Source organism: Mycobacterium sp. 20KCMC460, from assembly GCF_022179425.1.
In the GTDB taxonomy this organism is placed as follows: Bacteria; Actinomycetota; Actinomycetes; order Mycobacteriales; family Mycobacteriaceae; genus Mycobacterium; species Mycobacterium kiyosense.
In genome coordinates this window covers 4,917,183-4,938,055 of sequence record NZ_AP025524.1, presented here as the reverse complement: position 1 = coordinate 4,938,055, position 20,873 = coordinate 4,917,183, and the positions used below count along the sequence as shown (strand labels likewise).

At 64.1% G+C, this 20,873-nt stretch carries 16 protein-coding genes and 1 pseudogene; 7 read left to right on the top strand and 10 right to left on the bottom strand.

Features of this window, described 5'->3' with window-relative positions; translation table 11 throughout:
• Nucleotides 1-52: 52 nt before the first annotated feature.
• Nucleotides 53-673 (bottom strand): TetR/AcrR family transcriptional regulator, encoded by a 621-nt coding sequence (locus tag MKCMC460_RS22715; protein ID WP_236977264.1) that lies wholly within the window; start codon nt 671-673, stop codon nt 53-55.
• A gap of 89 nt (nt 674-762) precedes the next feature.
• On the opposite strand from MKCMC460_RS22715, the gene MKCMC460_RS22710 reads away from it, so the two are divergent.
• The 6 genes from MKCMC460_RS22710 to MKCMC460_RS22685 all read left to right on the top strand — a co-directional run bounded on the left by MKCMC460_RS22710 (nt 763) and on the right by MKCMC460_RS22685 (nt 9,328).
• Complete coding sequence (locus tag MKCMC460_RS22710) at nt 763-2,109, top strand: NAD(P)/FAD-dependent oxidoreductase (protein ID WP_236977263.1); 1,347 nt, start codon at nt 763-765, stop codon at nt 2,107-2,109.
• Nucleotides 2,106-3,227 (top strand): spirocyclase AveC family protein, encoded by a 1,122-nt coding sequence (locus tag MKCMC460_RS22705; protein ID WP_236977262.1) that lies wholly within the window; start codon nt 2,106-2,108, stop codon nt 3,225-3,227. The genes MKCMC460_RS22710 and MKCMC460_RS22705 overlap by 4 nt, the downstream gene beginning before the upstream one ends.
• Before the next feature lie 44 nt (nt 3,228-3,271).
• Nucleotides 3,272-4,105, top strand: a complete 834-nt coding sequence (locus tag MKCMC460_RS22700) for a hypothetical protein (protein ID WP_236977260.1) — start codon at nt 3,272-3,274, stop codon at nt 4,103-4,105.
• Nucleotides 4,102-5,313 carry a spirocyclase AveC family protein gene (locus tag MKCMC460_RS22695; protein WP_236977259.1) on the top strand — a complete coding sequence of 404 codons (1,212 nt, stop codon included), beginning with the start codon at nt 4,102-4,104 and terminating at the stop codon, nt 5,311-5,313. Before MKCMC460_RS22700 ends, MKCMC460_RS22695 begins: the two co-directional genes overlap by 4 nt.
• 149 nt (nt 5,314-5,462) lie before the next feature.
• Nucleotides 5,463-7,673 (top strand): molybdopterin-dependent oxidoreductase, encoded by a 2,211-nt coding sequence (locus MKCMC460_RS22690; RefSeq protein WP_236977258.1) that lies wholly within the window; start codon nt 5,463-5,465, stop codon nt 7,671-7,673.
• A complete protein-coding gene (locus tag MKCMC460_RS22685) occupies nt 7,670-9,328 on the top strand; it encodes a 4Fe-4S binding protein (protein ID WP_238304856.1) in 1,659 nt (552 codons plus the stop codon). Before MKCMC460_RS22690 ends, MKCMC460_RS22685 begins: the two co-directional genes overlap by 4 nt.
• Nucleotides 9,329-9,416: 88 nt before the next feature.
• On the opposite strand, the gene MKCMC460_RS22680 is transcribed toward MKCMC460_RS22685, so the two are convergent.
• The 4 genes from MKCMC460_RS22680 to MKCMC460_RS22665 are packed head-to-tail and all read right to left on the bottom strand — an operon-like array spanning nt 9,417 to nt 14,225.
• Nucleotides 9,417-10,304 carry an LLM class F420-dependent oxidoreductase gene (locus tag MKCMC460_RS22680; RefSeq protein ID WP_238304855.1) on the bottom strand — a complete coding sequence of 296 codons (888 nt, stop codon included), beginning with the start codon at nt 10,302-10,304 and terminating at the stop codon, nt 9,417-9,419.
• Between the two features lie 44 nt (nt 10,305-10,348).
• Nucleotides 10,349-11,488, bottom strand: coding sequence for an acyl-CoA dehydrogenase family protein (locus tag MKCMC460_RS22675; RefSeq protein WP_238304853.1), 1,140 nt, complete (start codon nt 11,486-11,488; stop codon nt 10,349-10,351).
• Nucleotides 11,485-12,648 carry an acyl-CoA dehydrogenase family protein gene (locus MKCMC460_RS22670; RefSeq protein ID WP_236977256.1) on the bottom strand — a complete coding sequence of 388 codons (1,164 nt, stop codon included), beginning with the start codon at nt 12,646-12,648 and terminating at the stop codon, nt 11,485-11,487. The genes MKCMC460_RS22675 and MKCMC460_RS22670 overlap by 4 nt, the downstream gene beginning before the upstream one ends.
• 2 nt (nt 12,649-12,650) lie before the next feature.
• On the bottom strand, nt 12,651-14,225 hold the full coding sequence (locus tag MKCMC460_RS22665) for an AMP-binding protein (protein WP_236977255.1): 1,575 nt from the start codon (nt 14,223-14,225) through the stop codon (nt 12,651-12,653).
• A 519-nt stretch (nt 14,226-14,744) separates the two neighbouring features.
• On the opposite strand from MKCMC460_RS22665, the gene MKCMC460_RS22660 reads away from it, so the two are divergent.
• On the top strand, nt 14,745-15,908 hold the full coding sequence (locus tag MKCMC460_RS22660) for a cytochrome P450 (RefSeq protein ID WP_236977254.1): 1,164 nt from the start codon (nt 14,745-14,747) through the stop codon (nt 15,906-15,908).
• On the opposite strand, the gene MKCMC460_RS22655 is transcribed toward MKCMC460_RS22660, so the two are convergent.
• The 5 genes and pseudogenes from MKCMC460_RS22655 to MKCMC460_RS22635 form a co-directional block, all read right to left on the bottom strand.
• Nucleotides 15,909-16,127, bottom strand: a complete 219-nt coding sequence (locus MKCMC460_RS22655) for a hypothetical protein (protein ID WP_238304851.1) — start codon at nt 16,125-16,127, stop codon at nt 15,909-15,911. It lies immediately after the preceding gene.
• Nucleotides 16,128-16,141: 14 nt separating this feature from the next.
• Nucleotides 16,142-17,032, bottom strand: a complete 891-nt coding sequence (gene istB / locus MKCMC460_RS22650; RefSeq protein WP_082275278.1) for an IS21-like element helper ATPase IstB — start codon at nt 17,030-17,032, stop codon at nt 16,142-16,144.
• A pseudogene (gene istA, locus MKCMC460_RS22645) lies at nt 17,029-18,703 on the bottom strand (IS21 family transposase). Before istA ends, istB begins: the two are co-directional and overlap by 4 nt.
• 136 nt (nt 18,704-18,839) lie before the next feature.
• The gene (locus MKCMC460_RS22640) at nt 18,840-20,036 is read right to left on the bottom strand and encodes an NAD(P)/FAD-dependent oxidoreductase (protein ID WP_238304849.1); all 1,197 of its coding nucleotides are present in this window, start codon (nt 20,034-20,036) and stop codon (nt 18,840-18,842) included.
• A gap of 35 nt (nt 20,037-20,071) precedes the next feature.
• Nucleotides 20,072-20,839, bottom strand: coding sequence for a hypothetical protein (locus tag MKCMC460_RS22635; protein ID WP_236977252.1), 768 nt, complete (start codon nt 20,837-20,839; stop codon nt 20,072-20,074).
• Nucleotides 20,840-20,873: the final 34 nt, after the last annotated feature.

The following is a 20,873-nucleotide window of genomic DNA, read 5'->3' as shown; positions in this document are numbered from 1 at the left end:
AGTGAAAGAGGCATTCCTCGAGCGGCAGGATCCAGCGACCTACCGGGCGACCTCAGGATCCGCCCGCAGCCGCGTGCACGTATCGAGCAGCGCGTTGCGGGGCGACACCAGCCATCCGCAATAGCGCTTCCGCGCAAGCGAAATCGGCGCGATCCCCCAGGCGTCCGTCGAGGATGCCCCTGATCACCTCGAACGCCGCCGCTATCGACATCGTCAGGGTTGTCTCGAGGTCGTCGATGAGGAAACGTCCTTCAGCCATCCCTCGCTGCAGCAGCGCACCGGCTTGTGGGCGGATGATCCGCTCGAACCGTGACTCGGCCTGTTCGAGTTTCACCAGAAGGCGTGCCAGTGGCGGGTCGTCATAGGCGATACGGACGATGGCCCTCGTCGATGCGACGAGGGCCTCCGCCGGATCGTCGAACTCCGGCGATTCTTCGACCGAGTGCGCGAGCCCGACAATCGTCTCGGCCACCACGGCTTCGACGACGTCCTCCTTGCTCTTGAACTGGTTGTAGAAGGTCCCGAACGCGACGTCGGCGCGCGTGGTGATGTCGCTTATCCGCAGTGCCTCGACGCCGCCCTCAGCGATGATTTCCCGCGCGGCCCGGATCAGGTCGACTCGGGTCTGCGCCTGCCGCCGCGCCGTGCGGGAAAGCCCGTTCGGTGATGCCACGTGCACAGCTTAGAAGCGCGCGCACCGTTCCAGCAATGATTGTCCGATCATTATTGATTTAGCGATCATTTACGCGTTAGGCTGGAGTCATGGGGAAAGACGCGAGGACCGCCGTGGTAGGCGGCGGCATAGCTGGTCTCGCCGCGGCGCGACGGATACAGCGAGCCGGTGGTACGCCCGTGGTTTTCGAGGCGGAGGATCGCGTCGGCGGGCGGATCAAGACGATCCGGCGGGATGGATTCGTTTACGACGTAGGAGCTTTCATTTATCTCGGCAGCTATGCCGAGTCCGCGCAAGAGATGCGCGAGGTCGGCCTCGGACCGCAGATGCACAAATTCAAGGCATTCGGTGCGATGCCACGGGGCGGCGAGTTGAACTTCCTCGACCTCAGCAAGCCGCTGAGCCTGCTGGGTACGCCGTACCTTTCGGGCCGGGCCAAGCTCAAGCTGGCCAAGCTGATGATCTTCCTGGCCAGGCATTGGAAGGACCTCAACTACGCCGATGCGTCGGGCGTTGCCGCCATCGACACCGATACGGTCGCCACCTACAGCCGCCGCGAACTCAGCGAAGAGATCCTTGATTACGTTGCCGCCGTGGTGGTCCGGGGTCCCTGGTTGAGCGACCCGTCGTACGCGTCGGTAGGTCAGCTGTTATGGACCATGAAGAACTTCTTCAAACCGTACTTCTACGGTCTCGACGACGGCATGGACGCGCTGCCTCGGGCAATGGCGGCCGGGCTCAACGATGTTCGGCTGGCGACTCGGGTCACCAACGTCACCGACGCGGGAGATCGCGTCGAAGTCAGCTTCATCCGTGACGGCCGCGAGGTCACCGAGGAGTTCGCCAACGCCGTGGTGACGACGCCGACGGCCAAAGCACTGGAGATCTATCCCCAGATCTCCGGATTCGCCCGGGAGTATTACGAAAACACCGACTACATCTGCAGCGTCAACTGCCACATCGCGTTGGCGGAGCGGCCGTCGAATCCCGCGACGTACATCATGTGTTCGCCGCGCGAACAACCCGACCTGTGCGGTGTCATCGTGGATCACCTCAAAGCCAACAACCGGTGCCCCGACGGCACGGGGATGATCACGACGTTCTGCCGTCACGAATGGTGTCTGGACAATCTGGACAGCCCGGACGAGAAGGTCATCGACTCCGTATTGGGCTTCGTCAAGCCCTATTACGGCGATTTAGGCTCTAGGGTCGTCGACTTCGAGATCGGTCGCTGGCGCAATGTCGTTCCGATCATGCGCAAGGGGCGCTTCCACGCGGTCGACCGCTTCATGCGCGAGACCGACCCCGCCGCCCGTGTGCAACTGGCCGGCGATATCGGGCCGATACCGGGTGTCAACGGCGCCTTGGTGTCGGGGCAGGCCGCGGGGGACCGGATCGTCGAGCAGCTCGTAGTGAGCAGAAAGGTCCCAGCATGAGCACCGCCACCCCCGCGGTGGCCAACGGCCGCCCGATCGCCGTCGCCGACCGACCCGTACCCGCAGTCAAATGGTGGGCCGCCTTCGGCGGTGCGCTGCTCGCATTCCAGGCGTTTGTGTTGGCCCGGTGGGTCACCGGACCGTATTTCAAATCCGTTGATCCCGGGCCGACTCCGATCCCCGGGTGGATGAAGGTGGCGCTGACGTTCTGGCAGATCGCGTTGCCGATCGCCGGGCTTGCGGTGCTGTATTGGTTCGTAGTGCGGCCCTGGCGGCGCGAACGGCGGATCGGGCTCGACGGGCTGATGGTCATCGCGTTTCTGATGCTGTCGTTTCACGACCCGCTCAGTGCGTACGTCGGGCACTGGTACACCTACAACGCGTGGCAAGTGAATATGGGTTCGTGGCTCAACAGCGTGCCCGGTGCACTGGCGCCGGGAACACCGGAGCACCAGGTCGCCTATCCGCTTCTCATCGTGCCGGGCGCCTACATCGTGGTCTTCCTGTTGGTGACGATGATGGGCGCGGCGATCATGCGCCGGGCCCACGCGCGCTGGCCCGCAATTCCCCGAGTTGGGTTGGCCGCCATTTGTTTTGCGGTCATGGTGCCCTTCGATCTGATATTCGAGGGTGTCGTTTTCATGCCGATGGGCTCGTGGGAGTACCCGGGCGGGCACGTCAAGATTTTCGCCGACACCTTTCATGCGTATCCGCTCAACGAGGCGCTGACCACCGGTGCGATCTTCACCATGTTCGCCTGCATCAAGTACTTCACCAACGACCGCGGGCAATCGCTGGCCGAATGGGGCACTGAACAACTCGCCGGCGGACCGGTAAAGGTCACGGCGGTGAGAATGTTGGCGGTCACAGGACTGGTGACGTTGGCGATGACGATCGGATACACATTGCCCAACACCTGGTTCGGTGCGCACTCCACCGAGTGGAACAAAGACATCCAGCAGCGTTCCTACCTGACCTACACGTGTGGCGAAGGCCCAGGTATCGCCTGCCCGGCCCCCGATGTGCCGTTGCTGCGTAACGACAATCGGGACCGGGGGGCCAACGGCCAGGGGTTCGGCCGCAATTATCCCCCGCAGTTCCCGTACGACCGGGGGTGAAAGTCCGCGCGCGGTACGTCTGGGGTGAGGAAGGCACTGGGGTGATGAGCGCTAAGCGCGTGCAGCTTTGGAGCCTGTATTCGGTTTTCGGTTTCATCGCACTCTTTCTGATCGGGTGGGTGCTGTTGGCGCGCATGGTTCCGCCGCCCTCGCCAACGAATTCCGCCGAGCAGATGGCCCGGTTTTTCCGGGACCACCTCGTCGGTATCCGGGTCGGTATGGTCCTTGCGCTCTTCGCCTCCGCGTTACTGTTGCCGTGGGGCGGGGCGATCTGCACGCAGATGCTGCGGGTGGAGGGTTCTCGGGCCCCGCTGACGTGGGCGTGGGCTGCGGCACAGGGGTGCGTGGTCATCGAGTTCGTCTATCCGTGCGCGTTCTGGCTGGTGGCCGCATTTCGTCCGGACGATGCGTCGCGCGTGCAGACGTTTCACGACCTGGGCTGGCTTCCCTTCCTGGGAATCGTCTGTACGGGCATGTTCCAAATGGTCGCGCTGGCAGTGATCACGCTGGGCGACAGGCGCGTTGAGCCGGTCTACCCTCGCTGGTTCGCCTACTTTCAGTTGTGGTGCGTGCTGGGGGTCGGCCTCACGTTCGGAGTGTGGATCTTCAAATCCGGGCCCCTTGCCTGGGACGGCCTGCTCGGCTTCTGGACCCCCGTCATCGCCTACTTCGTGTGGGTTGTCGTCACGACGATCTTGACGGGGCGCGCGATCGTCAACGACGACCAACCACACCCGGGCGGGCACACACTCGCCGATCGGGTCGCGCTGCTCGAGGCCGAACTGACCGCGCTGCGGTTGCAGGTCACACCACCGACCAGATCAGTAGGTGCGGCGGTAAACCGCACCACGCACTCGCGAATGGAGCTGCAGCCGTGAGTATTTCGTTGGGCACCGGGGCAAGAGATCAGTCGGCCGCCGTAGCCGACATCGCGCGACCCGTGGATCCCGAAGTCGGCCGGCGCCGCTGCAGGCCGGTGCTGTGGTGGGCGGCGTTCGGATCTTTCTGGCTCGCCTTCATGGCCTTCGTGCTGGTCCGGTGGATCACGGGTCCGTACTTCCAGCGGGTCCCGGTCGGGCCGAGTGATCCGCCGATGTACATGAAGGTCTTCTTGATGACCCTGCAGGTCACCATGATTCCTGCAATGGCGGCGCTGCTGTGGCAGTTCGTGATTCGGCCGTGGCGACGCGAGCGGACCGTCACCGTGGACGGGGCGCTGACCCTGGCTTTCTGCACGCTGTTCTTTCAGGATCCGCTATCGAACTACTTCGGTCCGTGGATTACCTACAACTCCTGGTCGTTCAACCGGGGGTCGTGGGTAACCAGCGTGCCGGGCTGGTTGTCGTTCGGCGCGCCGGGGGCCACCGTGGTCGAGCCGCCGATGACCATCATCGGCCTGTACGTCGTCATCATGACGATCGCCGTCCGCATCGGCGTGGCGACGTTACGCCGCGTGTCGGGCCGGTGGCCGCGGCTGGGTCAGGTCGGGCGGGCCCTGATCTGCTGGGCCGTGATGTTCGCCTTCGACGTGGTGTTCGAGGGCGTGATCTTCATGCCGCTCGGTGTGTGGACTTACGCCGGCGGACACTTCAACATCTTCGCCGACCGCTACCATGCGTTTCCGCTGCACGAGGCATTCCTGGTGGGAATCCTGTTGACCGCGTACACGTTCCTGCGCTTCAACCTCGACGACCGCGGCAGGACGCTCGTCGAGCGCGGCTCCGAGCGGGTCAAGGCGTCACCGGCCGGGCACGGTGTCATCCGGGCGCTGTCGATCATCGGCGCGGTGAACATGATCTTTCTGGCGGTCTACACACTGCCGCATCTGTTTGTTGGGGCACACAGCCGCACTTGGAACGAGGACATTCAGCGGCGGTCGTATTTCCTGGACGGGATCTGCGGCGCGGGCACCGGCCGCGCCTGCCCCGGGCCGGCTGTGCCACTGGTGCGAAACGACAATTCCGGCGGGGACGGCGGATCCGCCTACGTCGGATCGGATGGCAGACTCCACATCCCGGCCGGGACCGTCCTGCCTTCTCAGGTACCGCTGCAGGTCGCACCCACCCCGGCGCCGGGGCGCCGCTAGCTGCTCGCGCCCGGTGACGTCGGCAGCCGTCCAGCATCGCCGGTGGGTGGCTACCAAAATTCCGGCGTAGGCGTATCAGTCAAAACCTTGCGTCATTAGGTTTGAATCGGGGAGACTACTGTTATCGCCGTCACACCGGGAGCCAGAAGATGACCGTGGAAGAAAAGCCCACCTACTGCCGAATCTGCGAGCCGCTGTGCGGAATGATCGCCACAGTCACCGACGGCCGGCTCACCGCGCTTCGACCGGATGCCGATGACCCGCACAGCAAGGGCTTCTGCTGTGTCAAGGGGCTGTCGATGACCCAGATCGTCAACGACCCGGACCGCGTGACGACCCCGCTGAAACGAGTCGGCGGACCGGGTGAATTCGTGCCGTGTTCATGGGACGAAGCCCTTGACGACATCGCACATCGGCTTTCGGCGCTACGGTCGCGGTTGGGTCCGACGTCCATTGCCTTCCACGAGGGCAACCCACCCTACTTCAGCTTCGCAGCTGCGATGTGGGGTAAGACTTTCGCCAAAGCGATTGGCACACCGTGGTTCTACGGAATCAACTCCGAGGATGGAGCGTCACGGGTCGCCGCGTTCAAGCTGCTCTACGGCCATTGCGCGCACATGCCCATTCCCGACATTCGACGTACGCAGGCGATGCTCATGCTGGGGGCCAACCCCAAGGTGTCGAAGGGCAGCTTCCTGCACGACCCGCACATGCCGCAGCACCTGCGCGAAATCGTCGAGCGCGGCGGACGCGTATGGGTGGTCGACCCTCGCCGGACTACCACCGCCGCCGAGTTCGAACACGTTGGGATCCGGGCGGGCACCGATGCCTGGTTTCTGCTGTCTGTGCTCAACGTCCTGCTCGATCGAGGTCTGTACGACAGCGAGTTCCTCGATCGGTGGACCACGGGCTTCGAGTTCTGGATCGAGGCGGTCAAGGCGTTTCCACCCGAGGAAACTGAACGCTTGACCGGGGTGAAAGCCGACGTCGTGGTGGACATTGCCGAGTACATCGGGCACGCCAGATCGGCGGTGGTGTACGGCCGAACCGGAACGTGCACGCAAAGATTCGGCACCCTGACCAACGTGTTGCAGGACCTGATCAACATCGTCACCGGCAACGTGCAACGCGAAGGTGGCATGGTCTGGGCATGGTCGCCGGTGGCGATAGGGCCGATCGCCGAGATGATGAAGATGGCGACGTTCGACCAGGTACGAACCCGCGTGAGCGGGTTGCCCGACACCTACGGGTTCCTGCCTTCGAGCGCTCTTTCCGAGGAGATCACGACCCCGGGAGCCGGCCAGATTCGCGGCGTGGTGATGATGGGTTCGAATCCGGTCATCACCGGGCCAAGTGGCGGCAAGTTGGCCGAAGCCCTCCAAGAGCTGGAAATCTTTGCGGCGCTTGACTTCTACGTCAACGAGACGAATCGGTACGCGCACTACATTCTGCCGACGACCACAATGTACGAGCGGGAGGACAGCCCGCTGCACTTCACCAACCGATTCGTTCGCCCCAGCCTGCGGGTGACCGAAAAGGTCGTCGACGCACCGGGAGATGCCCGTGAGGAGTGGGTCATTCTCAACGACATCGCCAAGCGGATGGGATTGGGGGGCGCGTACGGCACCGCGATCGAGCGGTTCGTGGCCAGGTTCGGTTTCCAGGCGACCCCGAAGATGCTCGCCGATCTGCTGATACGCACCGGCAGTGTGGGGGACCTGTTTGGGCTGCGCCGCGCCGGGTGGTCGTGGAAGAAACTGGCCCGGCAAGCGCCCCACGGCGTCGTCTTTCACGAGTATCTACCGTTGAGCCCGCTGAAGAAGGTGATCAAGACCGCCGACCGCAAGATCCCCCTGGCCCATCCGACCTTCGTCACCGAGTTCGTGCGGTTGCAGCGGGTGCGGGGCGATGGTGCGGCCGAAGGATATCCGCTACGCATGATCGGTATGCGTGAAATGACCTCGCACAACTCATGGATGCACAACGCATCGCGGCTGATGCCGCCGGGCCGGCGGCATTCCATCCGCATCAATCCCGTCGATGCCGCGGGTCTCGGCATCCGTGATGGCGATCTGGTGAGCGTCACCTCGCCCGGTGGCGAGGTCACGACGCTCGCCACCGTCACCGACGAGATGACGCAGGGCACCATCGCAATGCCGCACGGATGGGGACACACCGGCGGCTGGCGACGGGCGGCCGCGGCGGGTGGCGCGACCTCGAACCTGTTGTCCTCCGAGGTAGAACGCGCCTCGGGATCGTCGGTACTCAACGGGATCCCGGTTCGCGTCGAACGCGTTGAGCCGCAGCCGGATTCATCGGCGCACCGCACTGCGGCGGTAGCGGATCTGGTGCGCCGATGACGCACGTGATCACCCGCGGCTGCTGCAACGACGCCGCGTGCGTCTCGGTCTGCCCGGTCAACTGCATTCATCCCACCCCCGACGAACCCGAGTACAAGAACGCAGAAATTCTCTACATCGACCCGCGGACCTGCATCGACTGCGGCGCCTGCGTGGAGGTGTGCCCCGTTGACGCCATCAAACGCGACGTCGACGTGTCGCCGGCGGAGCGCGACTACCTCGCGCTGAATGCACGATTCTTCGACGGCTTCACCTATCCGCAGCCCGGTTTCATCGAAAGTGTCCGCACCCCTATGAGCGCGGCGCGGCCCGATCGCCTGCGTCTGGCCGTTGTCGGATCGGGGCCCGCCGGGGTGTACGCCGTCGAAGCCGCGTTGGCGGCCACCAACGGCGATGCCGACATCCACGTATTCGAACGACTGCCGGTGCCCTGGGGGCTCGTTCGGTACGGCGTGGCACCGGATCATCAGGACACCAAGCGGATCACCCGCGGGCTGGAGCGGATCCTGTCCGCGCCTCAGGTCAGCGTGCACCTCAACGTCGAAATCGGTAGACACCTGAGCCACGACGACCTGCTGCGCCATCATCACGCCGTCATCTACGCCGTCGGGGCGCCCGAGGATCGCAGGCTGGACATCGCCGGCGAAGCCTTGCCGGGCAGCCACTCCGCAGCCGACTTCGTCGCCTGGTACAACGGCCATCCCGACGCGGCATACCGCCAGTTCGATCTGTCACACCCGCGAGCCGTGATCTTCGGAAACGGCAACGTCGCGCTCGACGCCGCCCGAATCCTGGTCTCGCGCATCGAAGAACTCGCCCGCAGCGACATCGCCGAGTACGCCCTGGATGCGCTGAGACATTCCGGTGTGGAGGAAGTGTTGGTCGTCGGCCGCCGAGGTCACCGGCAAGCTGCTTACACCACGCCGGAACTGCTCGCGTTATCCAACACCCCGGGTGTCGATCTGTTGTTGGACCCCACCGGACTTGACGGCCTTTCGTCCGAAACGGATTCCGCCAAGGCAGAGTTCGTTGCCACACTTCCCCACACAGGCGGTCAGCGCACCGGCAACAAACGGGTGATCCTCACGTTCCTCAGTTCACCGGTGCGGGTGCTCGGGACCGAGCAGGTGACGGGTGTTCGGCTGATGCGAAATCACCTCAGCCGTAATTCCGCCGGTGCTCAGGTCGTCGATGCCAGCGGCGAGACCTACGACGTGGAATGCGGCTTGGTGTTGCGCGCCATCGGATACCGGGGGCACAGCCTCGATGGACTGCGGTGCGACGACGAGATGGGCACGTTCCTGCACGACCGCGGGCGAGTACTCGACGACGACGGCAGTCCGCTACCCGGCGTCTACGCTGCGGGCTGGGCGAAACGGGGCCCGTCGGGGGTCATCGGCACCAACCGGTCGTGTGCGGGGGAAACCGTAGCGGCTCTCATCGATGACTTCAGCCGGGGAGACTTGCCCGAGCCGCCATGCAGCGCAGCACAATTGCGTCAACTGCTGCACGAAAGGCAACCCGCCATGCTGGATCTGGCGAGTTGGCGGCGCGTCGATCTTTTCGAGCGTGCCCAGGGCCGAGCTGTCGAGCGGCCCCGGATCAAGCTCGTCGACACCGAGCAAATGGTGGATATCGGGCGCTCGGGCCGCTAACCCGGCACCGCGGGGCCGGCTGCGGTGATGCCTGGCGCAAAAACCTTGCACTGCAGGTCATTACGTTTGCGCCCGACCTCGGCGACCGTCAGACCTTCGCCATGACGGTCTCGGCGAAGCGTTCCAGAACGGTCCGGACTGCGTCCGGTTGCGCTATTGGTGCGCCGAGCACCAGACGCGACACCCCAAGGTCGGCGTAGCGCCGGACCTCGCCGGGGTCGGTCATCACCCGTTGATACTGTTCGGTCATCGGCGATATGCCGTAGGAGATCTCGATCTCGCTCGCGTCCCGGCCACTCTGTTCGGCGCTGACCCGCAGCTCCGCGAGCCGTGCGGGGAACTGGTCGTGGGCCACGTCCATCGGCAACCAGCCGTCTCCGACGCGGCCCGCCCGCCGCGCCGCGGCAGTGGTGCTGCCGGCGATGACGATCGGCACCCCGCTCGCGCGCACCGGCAGCGGGAACGCGGTGACGCCTTCGAAGGCAAAGTGCGGGCCATGATGGCTGACATCCGCGCCCGACCACAGCGCTCGCATGGCCGCGATCGCATCCTCGGCCCGTTGAGCGCGGCCCGCCCAGGGCACTCCGCACGCGGCAAACTCTTCCGCTAGCCAGCCCACTCCGACGCCCAGGATGATTCGGCCGCCCGAAAGGTGGTCCAGGGAGGCCAATTCCTTGGCTAGCAGCACCGGGTTTCGCAAGGGCAGTACCACCGCCGCGGTGCCGAGGAGCAGCGAGGTCTGCCCGGCTAGCCAAGCGAGATGAATGAGCGGGTCGCCCATCGGAGTCTCGACGGGCACCGGGGCCTTGCCATCCGCGCTGTACGGGTAGCGGGATGCGTAATCGCGAGGGAAGATCGAGTGCTCAGCGGTCCAGATCGACTCGAAGCCGGTGGCTTCGCCGGCCGTTGCCAATTCCAGCGCCGCCTCCGGCGCCGCCCACGGGCCGATGTTCGCGGACCACAAACCAAATCTCATGTGGCAATCCTCTGCTCTCGCCACTGCCGAAGCGGTCGGCAGGGCTAGCGTAAACCGAGCGAACCGCTGATGATCTCGCGTTGAATCTCGTTGGTGCCCGCGTAGATCGGCAGCACCAGTGAGTGGCGTACGTGGCTTTCCATATCGTATTCGGTGGCGTACCCGTAGCCGCCCATCATCTGCATGCCTTCGAGCGCGATGCGTTTGGCGACCTCTGACGTCTTGATCTTGGCCATCGACGTCATACGCGTGGTGACCGGATCGGCACCGCGTTCGAGCCGCTCGGCGACCTCATAGGTGATCAGACGGGCGCACTCGAGCTCGGTCGCGAGGTCGGCGATCCGATGACGCAGTGCCTGGAATGTTCCGATGGCTTTGCCGAACTGCTTGCGCTCCTTGACATATGCGATGGCGTCGTCAAGGGCGCGCTGGCCGATACCGAGGCCGACCGCGGCGCCGAGCAGGCGTTCGCCGTCGAGGCCGGCCATGATCTGCGGGAAGCCCCGGCCGATCTCGCCGACGATGTTCTCGGCGGGAACGAAACAGTCGGTGAAGAAGACGTCGTTGACTTCGCGGCCGCCCAGGGTCGAGATACGACGCGTTTCGACACCTTCGCTGTCGCGGGGGACTTCGAAGATCGTCAGACCCGCGTGTGGCTTGCCATCGCGGCCGGTGCGCGCCACCAACAGAATTCGCCCCGCCCGATGCGCGTAAGAGCACCATGTCTTCTGTCCGTTGAGAACATAACCGTCGGCGACGGCGTCTGCCCGGCAGGTGATCGCCGCGACATCGGATCCCGCTCCCGGTTCGGAGATCGATATCGACATGATCTCACCGTTGGCGATGGCCGACAGTGCCTCCCGTTTTTGTTCTTCGGAGCCGAATCGTTTGTAGCAGCCTGCCACGGTGTTGGTCGGGCCGAGCGCTTTGACCGGTGCCAGGCCGCGCCACAACTCCTCGAACAGGATGGTCTGCTCTACGTACGTTCCACCGGAGCCGCCGTATTCTTCCGGGATCGCGATGCCCAGCCAGCCCAGTTCGGCGAGTTTCTTATAGAGGACCAAAGATTGGTCTTCCTCGTCGGGGTCGAGTAGTGCCTCGCGTTGTTCGCGGGTGGCGCATTCACGCGCGCAGAAGTCGCGCACCGCATGCTGAAAGTCCTGCTGCTCGATCGAAAGCGTCATGCTTGCGGGAACCTGCGGTCGGGAAACAGCCCCGCGGCAACGCCGTTGCGCAGCACGGCCGGCGCACCGCCGGCCACCACGTTGGTAACGCAGTCCCGGTGAATGCGCTGGATGGGGAAATCGGTTGTGACACCGTAACCGCCGTGCAGTTCCATTGCTTTCAGGGTGATCTGCGGGCCGGCCGTGGCGCCGAAGAGCTTGGCTTGGGTGACTTCTGCGAGCTTGGGAAACCGCCCTTCGATCGCCGATGCGGCGGCCCGGTAGGCGAGCAGTCGGAGTGCCTCGATCTGCACCCACATATCGGCCAGCGAGTGGTAGACCGCTTGGAAGTCGATGATCTGCTTGCCGAATGCCTCGCGCTGCTGGGTGTACTTGGCCGCCTCGTCGTATGCGGCCTGGCTGAATCCGAGCCAGAAGCCGCAGTTGTGCAAGCGTTCGAGGTTGAAAGCCGTCATCAGCCGGGCGAACTGGCCGGGTCCCACGATGACGTTCTCGGCCGGTACCCGGACGTCGCGTAAAACCATGTCGCCGTGGTGGATTCCGCGATCGCCGATGTAGATCGGGCCACGCTGGATCTCCACGCCGGGCATGGAGCTCTCCACCACGATCGCACCTATGCCTTTGGCGCCCGGCACGTCGTCGAAGCGCACGAAGGTGGCGTTGAGCTCGTTGACGTTCGAGCCGGTCAGAAAGCTCTTGACGCCGTTGAGGATGAAGTCGTCGCCGTCGCGCACGGCGGTGGTACTCAGATGCGTCAGTGCCGATCCGGCTTGCGGTTCGGTGAGCGCGATGTTGCAGGCGCGACGGCCGGCGACGATATCGTGCAGGTACTTCTCCCGCACTTCGTCGCTGCCGAGCAGAAACATCGACGGCCCTGGGCCGCTGGTGCAGAACACCGGCTCGGGTGGTAGCCAGGACTGCGCATAGCGGAACAGGGCCTCGACCACGATGAGGTACTCCACCGCGCCACCACCCTGACCGCCATACTCGGTCGGCATCGCGACGCCGAAAAGACCTTCCGCGCCAACACGTTCGAAGATCTCACCGTACGGCGCCTCGTCGGATTCGTCCCAGCCACGGGCCTCGTCGGCGAAGGATCGGCCGAGCTTCTCGGCGCGGGCCTGCAGGTCTTGTTGCTGCGGGGTCAGGGTGAAATCCATTGCTAGCGACGCTCCTGCTTGGTGACGGTCAGGTTCATTGCCTCGAAATCCCATGTCTGCGCGTTGTTTCCCGCCGAGCGCAACTTGTGCTTCAACACGCGGCCGACACCGTTGCGGGGGAGGGCGTCGAGGAAGTCGACATAGCGTGGGATCGCGAAGTAGGGCAGGTTGTTCTTGAAGAAGTCGAACAGTTCAGCCGGTTCGATCGGTGAGCTGGCTGCGATGCAGGCCTTGATGTCGTCTTCGCCGAGTTCGGACGGAACGGCGACCACCGCCGACTCCACAATGGCCGGATGGCAGTCGATCGCCGATTCCAGCTCGAAACTCGAGATGTTCTCGCCCCGTCGGCGCAGGCTGTCCTTCTTGCGGTCCATGAAGGCGAATGCCCCGCTGGGCAGGCGCCGGCCGAAGTCGCCGGTGTGATACCACAAGCCACGAAAGGCCTCGAGAGTCGCCGCGGGGTTGTCGAAATACCCGTCGAACATGGCGTACGGGGCCTTGGGGCGTAGGCAGATCTCACCGGTCGCCTCGCCATCGAGCACGTAGCCCTCGTCGTCGAGGAGTGCGACTTCGAGATCGGGCGCCGCGATGCCGCAGCCGTTCGGGTCACGCTGGTCCGACGACAGTGGCGTCAACGTGGTTGGCATGCATTCGGTTTGACCGAAGACGTCGACCCAGGGATCTACGCCGAACCGGTCCCGGAAGGTGGCTTGGCCGTCCAGCGAAAGCGGTGCGCACATGATCCGTGTGACTTTGTGGTCACGGTCGGCTGGCGACGGCTCCGTCGCAAGGATTGCCGCGCCCATCGCCCCGACGGCGATCATCAGTGTCGCGCCGACCTCCCGCGCGCGTGGGAAGTACGCGCGGGCGCTGAAGGTGCCCTGCAGGTAGGTCGGGATGCCGTACACCAGCGGCAGAGTCACGGTGACCAGCCGCGCCCCGGCGTGAAACAGCGGCAGTCCCGCGAACAGGACGTCGTTCTCGGTGACCTCGAGTGCCGCTCCGATGAGTTCGCCGCTGCGGCAGTAGTAGCCGTGGGTGGCGACGCATCCTTTGGGCAACCCGGTGGTGCCCGACGTGTAGAGAATCGACATGGTGTCGGCGGCAGAGAGTTCCACCGGTGGCGGGGTGTCACCGTGGTCGAACAAGCTGGAATATGGGACCTCGTCGTCTTGGGCCTCGTCGAGCATGATCACTGCCCGCAAGTCGGGAAGCTGGCTCCGCAACGAAGCCACCGCTTCGCGCCCGGCGGCATCGGTGATCAGGACGCCCGACCGGGATTGGCGCAGCTGATGAAGCAGGAACTCGCCCTTCAGGTATGCGTTCAACGGCACCTGGGCGGCTCCGGTCTTGGCTGCGCCGTAGAACAACTCGAGGAGCTCGATGCGGTTGGGGGCGAGCATCGCTAACTGTTCGCCTTTACCGACGCCCAGTTGAGCCAAACCAGCCGCAAGTGCGTCCGAGCGCTGGTTCATCTCGGCGTAGGTATAGACGTGCTCGTCCATAGCGCAACACACCCGATCGGGCGTGCTGGACGCACGTGCTCGCAGGATATTGCCGATCGCGTCACGAACCATGGTGACCACCGAATCCAGAAACCGGGGTTACCCGGCGATCACGGTCTTCGACCTGCCGCGCGGGCCGGTCCTGCTGGGTGCACGCTGCAGTCACTTGTTCTCGCACATCTTTCATTCTGAGGTTGCGTTAACGCCCATTAAGGTGTTTCCCACGGTGTTGCGCCCGATTGGGTCGACCGTGAACCGACTTGCTGCATCTGCCCACGTTCCGTAAAAGTGCGCACCCGCGATTATTTTGAGACAGTACGGCTATTAATTATTTCTGTCAACGGTATCAAGGCCGCTAGCTGCGGAACGTTCGGTCCGCAGCGCATCGCGATCAGCCGCGTGCGATTTCTGGAAGTCCCCTTCCGGAGACGTCGCGAGCGGCGCGTTCCTGCCGTCGGCCGGGCCGAAACAGATATGTGACGCGGACCACGCGTTCACGGTATCGTATGCGTGTCTGATAACCCGTCAATAGCCTAATCGGGATTAAATTCAGGCCTCGGTTGACCGTGCAGAAGAGTCAGAGGAGCGATCATGGAGGTCGGCTGCCCCGCACTACCGGACCTGGATACGTTGCCCTTTGCTCGTGACCGTGATGCGGCCTGGCACATGCTTTTAGCGCCCGGCAAGGTCGCGGTCTCCGATACCGGCGTCTACTTTCTGAGTGCCGCCGATGTGGTCGAGGCGGCAGCCATAAATCCCCAGCTGTTCTCTTCCCAGGGCGCGTTCGACTTGGTTGGCAGCCCATTTCCCATGGTGCCGATCGCGTTCGATCCGCCAGAACACACGCGCTTCAGACGCGTTCTGGACAAGTTTTTCGGCCCCCGCCGGATGGCTGAGCGCGCACCTGAATTGCGCCGGCAGGTGGGCGAGCTGATCGACCGGATCAAAGCATCCGGCGACAGCTCGGAGGTGATGGGTGCACTCGCCATTCCGTTTCCCTCCCAGGTGTTCCTGACGCTTTTCGGTCTGCCGCTCGAGGACCGCGATCTGCTGATCAGCTGGAAAGACGCGGTTTTGGAATTCTCCATCGCCGAAGGCGCCACACCTTCGCCGGAGACTATGGCTCGAGGCTTCGAATTGCTGAACTACTTGACGGAGCACCTTGCCGACCGCCGCGGTAGTGACGGCGATGACCTGCTGAGCAAATTGCTCTCTGATTCGAGTGAAGGCGCGCTGACCGACCAGGAAATCATCGGATTGTGCTTCTTGTTCCTCATCGCCGGACTCGATACCGTTACTGCGGCAACGGGATTCGCACTCTACGAGCTGGCCCGTAATCCGGCGCTGCGGTCCGCGGTGGCCGGCGACGATGAGGCGGTCACCCATTTCATCGAGGAGGTCCTGCGGATAAACCCGCCGGTTCCCTATGTCCCGCGGATGACCACTGCCGAGGTCACCGTGGCGGGCGTGACGATTCCCGCGGGATCGACCTGTTGGCTCGGGTTCGGGACCGCCAACCGTGACCCCGAACGCTATCCAGACGCCGACGCGATCAAGGAAAAGCGGAGCAATCACTTCACCTTCGGTCGCGGTCCGCATCGCTGCCTCGGCTCACATCTGGCTCGTCTGGAACTCCGCCTGATCATCGAGGAGTGGAACCGCAGAATCCCGGCTTACTCGGTCTTGCGCGAGCCCACTGTCGGGTGGCCCTCCGGGACGCTTCACTTCCGCGAGCTGCATTTGCAGGTGCGCTGATCAGCTGCCCGCGGAGACAGGCAAGGATCGGCCGACCGGGATCGGCTGGGATCGCGGTGTCAGCGCCGCGTTCATCACACGGTTCGCGGCTTCTTGTCCGCTGACCAGGGCGCCGTTCAGGCCCGAGATCCGGTCCAGGTCGGAGGCGAACTGGACCCGGGATGTCCAATCCAGGCGCTTCTGGAAATCGGCGATTCGGGCGAATCGGCCCTTGTCCATCACCGGTCTCTATGTCAACCTGACTCAGGACCACTGTGACGGCTTGATTCGGGACCACCTCGGCGAGGAGGTGGTGGCTCAGGCGTCTTCGTAGGCTGTGATCGCGAGCTGCTACCGCGGGTATGGCTGAGCCGGTATGAGGTGGTGCCGGTTTCGATGATGGTGCCGTGGAAGGTGAGTCGGTCGACGATCGCGGCGCAGAGTCGGGGGTCGGTGAAGGTTTTGGTCCAGCCGGAGAAACTCTCGTTGGATGCGATGGCTACTGACGCCTTTTCCTCGCGTTCAGTGAGTACTTGGAACAGCAACTCCGCGCCCCGGCGGTCGAGTTCCATGTAGCCGAGTTCGTCGATACATAAAAGATCGACGCGGCCGTAGCGGGCGATCGTGCGGGCGAGTTGCTTTTCATCGGCGGCCTCGACGAGTTCGTTGACCAGTTTGGTCGCCAGTGTGTAGCGGACGCGGAAGCCTTGCTCGGCGGCGGCGGTGCCCACACCAATGAGCAGGTGGGACTTGCCGGTGCCCGAGTCGCCGATCAGGCAGAGCGGGTCGCCTCGGCGTATCCAATCGCCTTGGGCGACGGTATGTACGGTGGCGGCGTTGATGTTTGGGTTGGCGTCGAAATCGAAGTCGCCCAACCATTTCTGACGTGGAAACCCGGCCGCTGCGACTCGCCGCAAGGTGGATCGGCGGTCCCGGTCATCGCATTCGGCCAGGAGCAGTTCGGCGAGGAAGCCGTGGTAGGTGAGCTGTTCACGCTCGGCGACTTTCACTGCTTCGTCGATCACCGCACGCACGGTCGGCAACCGCAGGCGTCGGCATGCGGAATCGACGGCGGCTTGGGCCGCTTGTGGGGTCATCCCGCGTTGGCGGCGCAGGGTGTTGGTGACTTTCGTGGCCGTGCTCATGATCCAGTCGTTCCTTCCATTCCGTCACCGGGTGGCGGTGTTGGGGGTCTGCGTTGGAGCAGCTCGTCGTAGGCCGCGACGTCAGGCAGCGGCCGGGTGTCGGTGGCAGGCCGGCGATCACGGTCGCTGGATCAGCCAGGCGGCGCTGGGTCAGACTGACGACCCGGTAATCGACGGTATTGGCATGGTTACCGGCGTGACGGTCTGATTCGAGACCACCACCGGCGGCATGCAGGCGTGCTTCGACCGCGACCACATCCGCTGAAACGGCACCGACCGACAGGGCGGCGTGGATCCCGGCGATCACATCGGTAGCGCGCATGCTGCGGTGCAGCAGCAGCACGTCGATTAGCGAGCGAGTCCCGCCAGCATCGCCGTCGACGCGGCGGGCCTGCTGCCAGAACGCCTCGTGCGCTGCGGTGAAAGTGCCGGCGGCGCGGGCCTGAGCAAGCGCGGTGGAGCCGGGCAACGCGCCGGGTTTGCAGTGCAACACCTCCAGATAGTGGTCGAGGTTGATCGATTGCCCGTTGCGGGTCGTGACGCGTTCATGGCGTGCGGCGATAGTGCGGCCGTCGAAGACGACCAACTCCGAGGCCCGCAGCGACACCCTGACTTTGCGTCCGATCAACCGGGCGGGAACCGAGTACTTCGCCGACCGCGCCGTGATCAGCGCCGACCGGTCCACCCGTGGATGCAGCACCAGCCCCGGGTCGAACCGCTCGGCAGGCAGAGCGGCGAGATGTTCTCGTTCGGTCTGGAAGTCCTGGCCCACGGCGTGCAGCCGGCCGGTGACCCGCCGATGATCCTCACGTGCTTCGCAGCGGCGGATGTAGTCGTTGAGCTCTGACAGCGAGTCCACTTCCGGCATGGGCGTGAGCCAGGTGCGGCGGAAACGTCCGATCTCGCCCTCGACTCCGCCTTTCTCGTGGGCGCCTTTCACTCCCGGCTGGCAGTAGAACGGGTCGAACCCGTAGAACGATCTGAACAGCACCCACCGGTCGTTCTCGACCCTGCCCCGACCGCGGCCGAACACCACCGAGGTGACCGCAGACTTCAAGTTGTCGTAGCGGATATGGCGCACCGGGATGCCGCCGATCACGTCGAATGCTTCGATGTGGCCTTCGAGGAACGCCTCCTGCGACTGAGTCGCATACACCCGATGGACTGCCTTGCCGGACATCGACATTCGGAAAACGAACATGTAGCAGCGGGTTCTGACACCAGCGAGGATGACGTGAACCTCGCCGAAATCAACCTCAGCTTCAGCGCCGGGCGGGTGTTCCTGCGGCACGAACGCTTCCTGCGCCTGCTTACCGGACTCGGCGATGATCTCCGCACGACGGACCCGGACATAGTCACGCACCGACGAATACGACACATCCTCAACGCCGTGTTCATCGGCCAGACGATTGCAAATCCTTGTCGCAGTGTGGCGTTGCTTGCGGGGCGCATCCAGATCGGTCCGCAGCATCGCATCAATCGCAGGTTTGAGCGGGCCCAGTTTCGGCGACTCCCGCACCGGTGTCTTCCGCCTCGGCGGCTCCGGATTCGCCAACGCGTGCCGGACCGTATCCCGGCCAACCTTGTACTTACGAGCAAGCGCCGAATACCCAAACCCTCGACCCGGGCGTCCCTACGTATCTGGGCGAACAGCTCCACACGACTTCCCATCCGGAACCCTCCGACAGCGAGCCAATAATCGACACGCCAACCGTCGAGGGTGGTCCTGAATCAAACCGTCACAACACACCGGTCTGAAAGAAGGTGGTCCTGAATCAGGCCGTCACACCGGTCCTGAATCAAACTGTCATAGCCACACCGGCACGGATTCGGGCCAGCGCGCGACCGCATGCTCTTCGAGAGTGTCGACGACGTTTCCGTAGTAGCGGCGGGCGCGGTCTATAGCGTATTCCAGAACCTGTTCATCGCTGAGAGCCTGCGTGCGCTCCAGGTATTCGTGTGACAGAAGGACGGTCAGCAGCCCCTTGCCCGCCGGGGCTCGGCCAGGTGCCTTGGCGTGGTCGGCAATCACTGCGATCGTGTCGGGGTCCTCGTGGGGCGAGACCATGTAGTAAGTCGCGGGATCGTTCGGCCGCTGCGATAGGCCCAGACATATGCTGCCAAGTCGCCGGTACCGGGTTGTCTCGTACAGCGCCCGATGGTTGTCGTCCATCTGCGGGAACATCGCCAAGGCGTATTGCGCCTGAGTGGCGATGACGCATGCATCGAACGACTCCGTCAGTTGACTCCCTCCGCGTGGCGTGCAGGTGACCTCGACCGTCGCGCCGGTGTCTGCGACGTGGTCCACTGGATGGCCGAGCCGGACCCGCAGTCGTCGGGCGAGTTCTTCGGGCAACCCACTCACGCCGGGGCGCAGGTTGTACATCGTGCTCACCAGCATGTTGCGTATCGTCCAGAGCAGCAACGCAATCGAGGTATCTGCGTCGTCGGCCACCCAGGTACTGCTGACCAGCGGCCGACCGGCCCATTGCAACAACTCGTCATTGAGTTCGCGCCGGAAATACTCGCGCACCGTTTCGGTGTCCAACTCCGCAACTTGGTCATAGGAGTGGTAGCCGAGGCTGCCCCGGGCACTGAGCATCGGGCGGATCAGCTTCAGCGCCTTCAACTTGCTGCGTACCGACAACGCCTGCGTTCTCAGACCGGTCCGTAGCAGTTTGCCGTAGTCGAGCAGGTGCCTGTCACCCTGCCGGGGCATCACACCCCACACCGGGACCTCGGTGAACAGCGGGCCGAGGCCGAGTTCGTGGATCAAATCGATCGATTCACGATAGGTGCCGAGGTAGAAGGCGGCACCGAGGTCCATGATGAAATCGCCCTTGCGGACAGTCCAGACGCGGCCACCGACTCGCTCCCGCGCCTCGAACACGGTGACGTCGAACCCGCGCTGCCGGAGTCGATAGGCAGCGGTCAGTCCGGCCAGACCGGCGCCGACTACCGCGACGGTTCCCCTCAGTTCGCTACCCGCATCCCCGGTATCCACCTGTGGTGAATGCATTTTCGCGTTGGACGCGCCGCTCAACCGAGGTGTGGGCTGGCGAGTTCCGGCGCAGTACCGGTGAGCCAGTCAGTCATTCCGCTTTCCTGTGCCCGCTCGTCTTCTTTGATAGCTCGCAGCAGCAGCACGACCATCACCACGAACCAGCAGAAGTAGACGCAGAGCGGCACCCACCAGGCGAAGATTCCGTTCCAGGCCAGCGGACCCGTCTTGAAGAAGGGGATGACCGCCGCGGGCACCCAGATCATCGAGACCCAAATGTTGAAATACCCGGCCCAGCGCGGAAAGACCGGCTTGGCCCCCTTGTCGAGCAGGATCGCGACGCCCAGAGATGCGACCTGTATGCAGGCCGACGAGATGATGCCGAGGAACATCAGCCACGCCATGTCATTGAGCATCTGGACGATTTCGGGACTCCATTCGTGGAGTCGGTACAACGCGGTCTGCCAGATCGCGAACGGCACCAGGAACTCGACGCACAACAGGCCACCGGAGACCAGCTGCGACTGGGCCAGAACCGAGCGCACCCCTTCCATCCGCCGCATCTGGGCAGCGATCACCGCGCAGAAGGGCACCAGCAGCGCGCACGAGAAGAGACTGATCACCAAACCGAGCCGGATGAGGTTGGTGTGGTCGCTGAACTGGGCGACGAGGGCGGCACGGGATTTGGCCGGACTCGGTGGCGGAATGAAATGGCACAGAAATGCGAACGCCGACGCCCAGACGGCGATCATGAACGGACCACACCAGACGCACAGCCGTTGGGCCGTGACATTCATATAGGGCATCGATCGTCCTCCTCGACTCGGTCGAATCACCTTG

Excerpts from the sequence above, each read along its gene's own strand:
- MKCMC460_RS22710 (WP_236977263.1), top strand. The coding sequence starts at position 763 with ATGGGGAAAGACGCGAGGACCGCCGTGGTAGGCGGCGGCATAGCTGGT.
- MKCMC460_RS22705 (WP_236977262.1), top strand. The coding sequence starts at position 2,106 with ATGAGCACCGCCACCCCCGCGGTGGCCAACGGCCGCCCGATCGCCGTC.
- MKCMC460_RS22700 (WP_236977260.1), top strand. The coding sequence starts at position 3,272 with ATGAGCGCTAAGCGCGTGCAGCTTTGGAGCCTGTATTCGGTTTTCGGT.
- MKCMC460_RS22690 (WP_236977258.1), top strand. The coding sequence starts at position 5,463 with ATGACCGTGGAAGAAAAGCCCACCTACTGCCGAATCTGCGAGCCGCTG.
- MKCMC460_RS22685 (WP_238304856.1), top strand. The coding sequence starts at position 7,670 with ATGACGCACGTGATCACCCGCGGCTGCTGCAACGACGCCGCGTGCGTC.
- MKCMC460_RS22680 (WP_238304855.1), bottom strand. The coding sequence starts at position 10,304 with ATGAGATTTGGTTTGTGGTCCGCGAACATCGGCCCGTGGGCGGCGCCG.
- MKCMC460_RS22675 (WP_238304853.1), bottom strand. The coding sequence starts at position 11,488 with ATGACGCTTTCGATCGAGCAGCAGGACTTTCAGCATGCGGTGCGCGAC.
- MKCMC460_RS22670 (WP_236977256.1), bottom strand. The coding sequence starts at position 12,648 with ATGGATTTCACCCTGACCCCGCAGCAACAAGACCTGCAGGCCCGCGCC.
- MKCMC460_RS22665 (WP_236977255.1), bottom strand. The coding sequence starts at position 14,225 with ATGGTTCGTGACGCGATCGGCAATATCCTGCGAGCACGTGCGTCCAGC.
- MKCMC460_RS22660 (WP_236977254.1), top strand. The coding sequence starts at position 14,745 with ATGGAGGTCGGCTGCCCCGCACTACCGGACCTGGATACGTTGCCCTTT.
- MKCMC460_RS22655 (WP_238304851.1), bottom strand. The coding sequence starts at position 16,127 with ATGGACAAGGGCCGATTCGCCCGAATCGCCGATTTCCAGAAGCGCCTG.
- istB (WP_082275278.1), bottom strand. The coding sequence starts at position 17,032 with ATGAGCACGGCCACGAAAGTCACCAACACCCTGCGCCGCCAACGCGGG.
- MKCMC460_RS22635 (WP_236977252.1), bottom strand. The coding sequence starts at position 20,839 with ATGCCCTATATGAATGTCACGGCCCAACGGCTGTGCGTCTGGTGTGGT.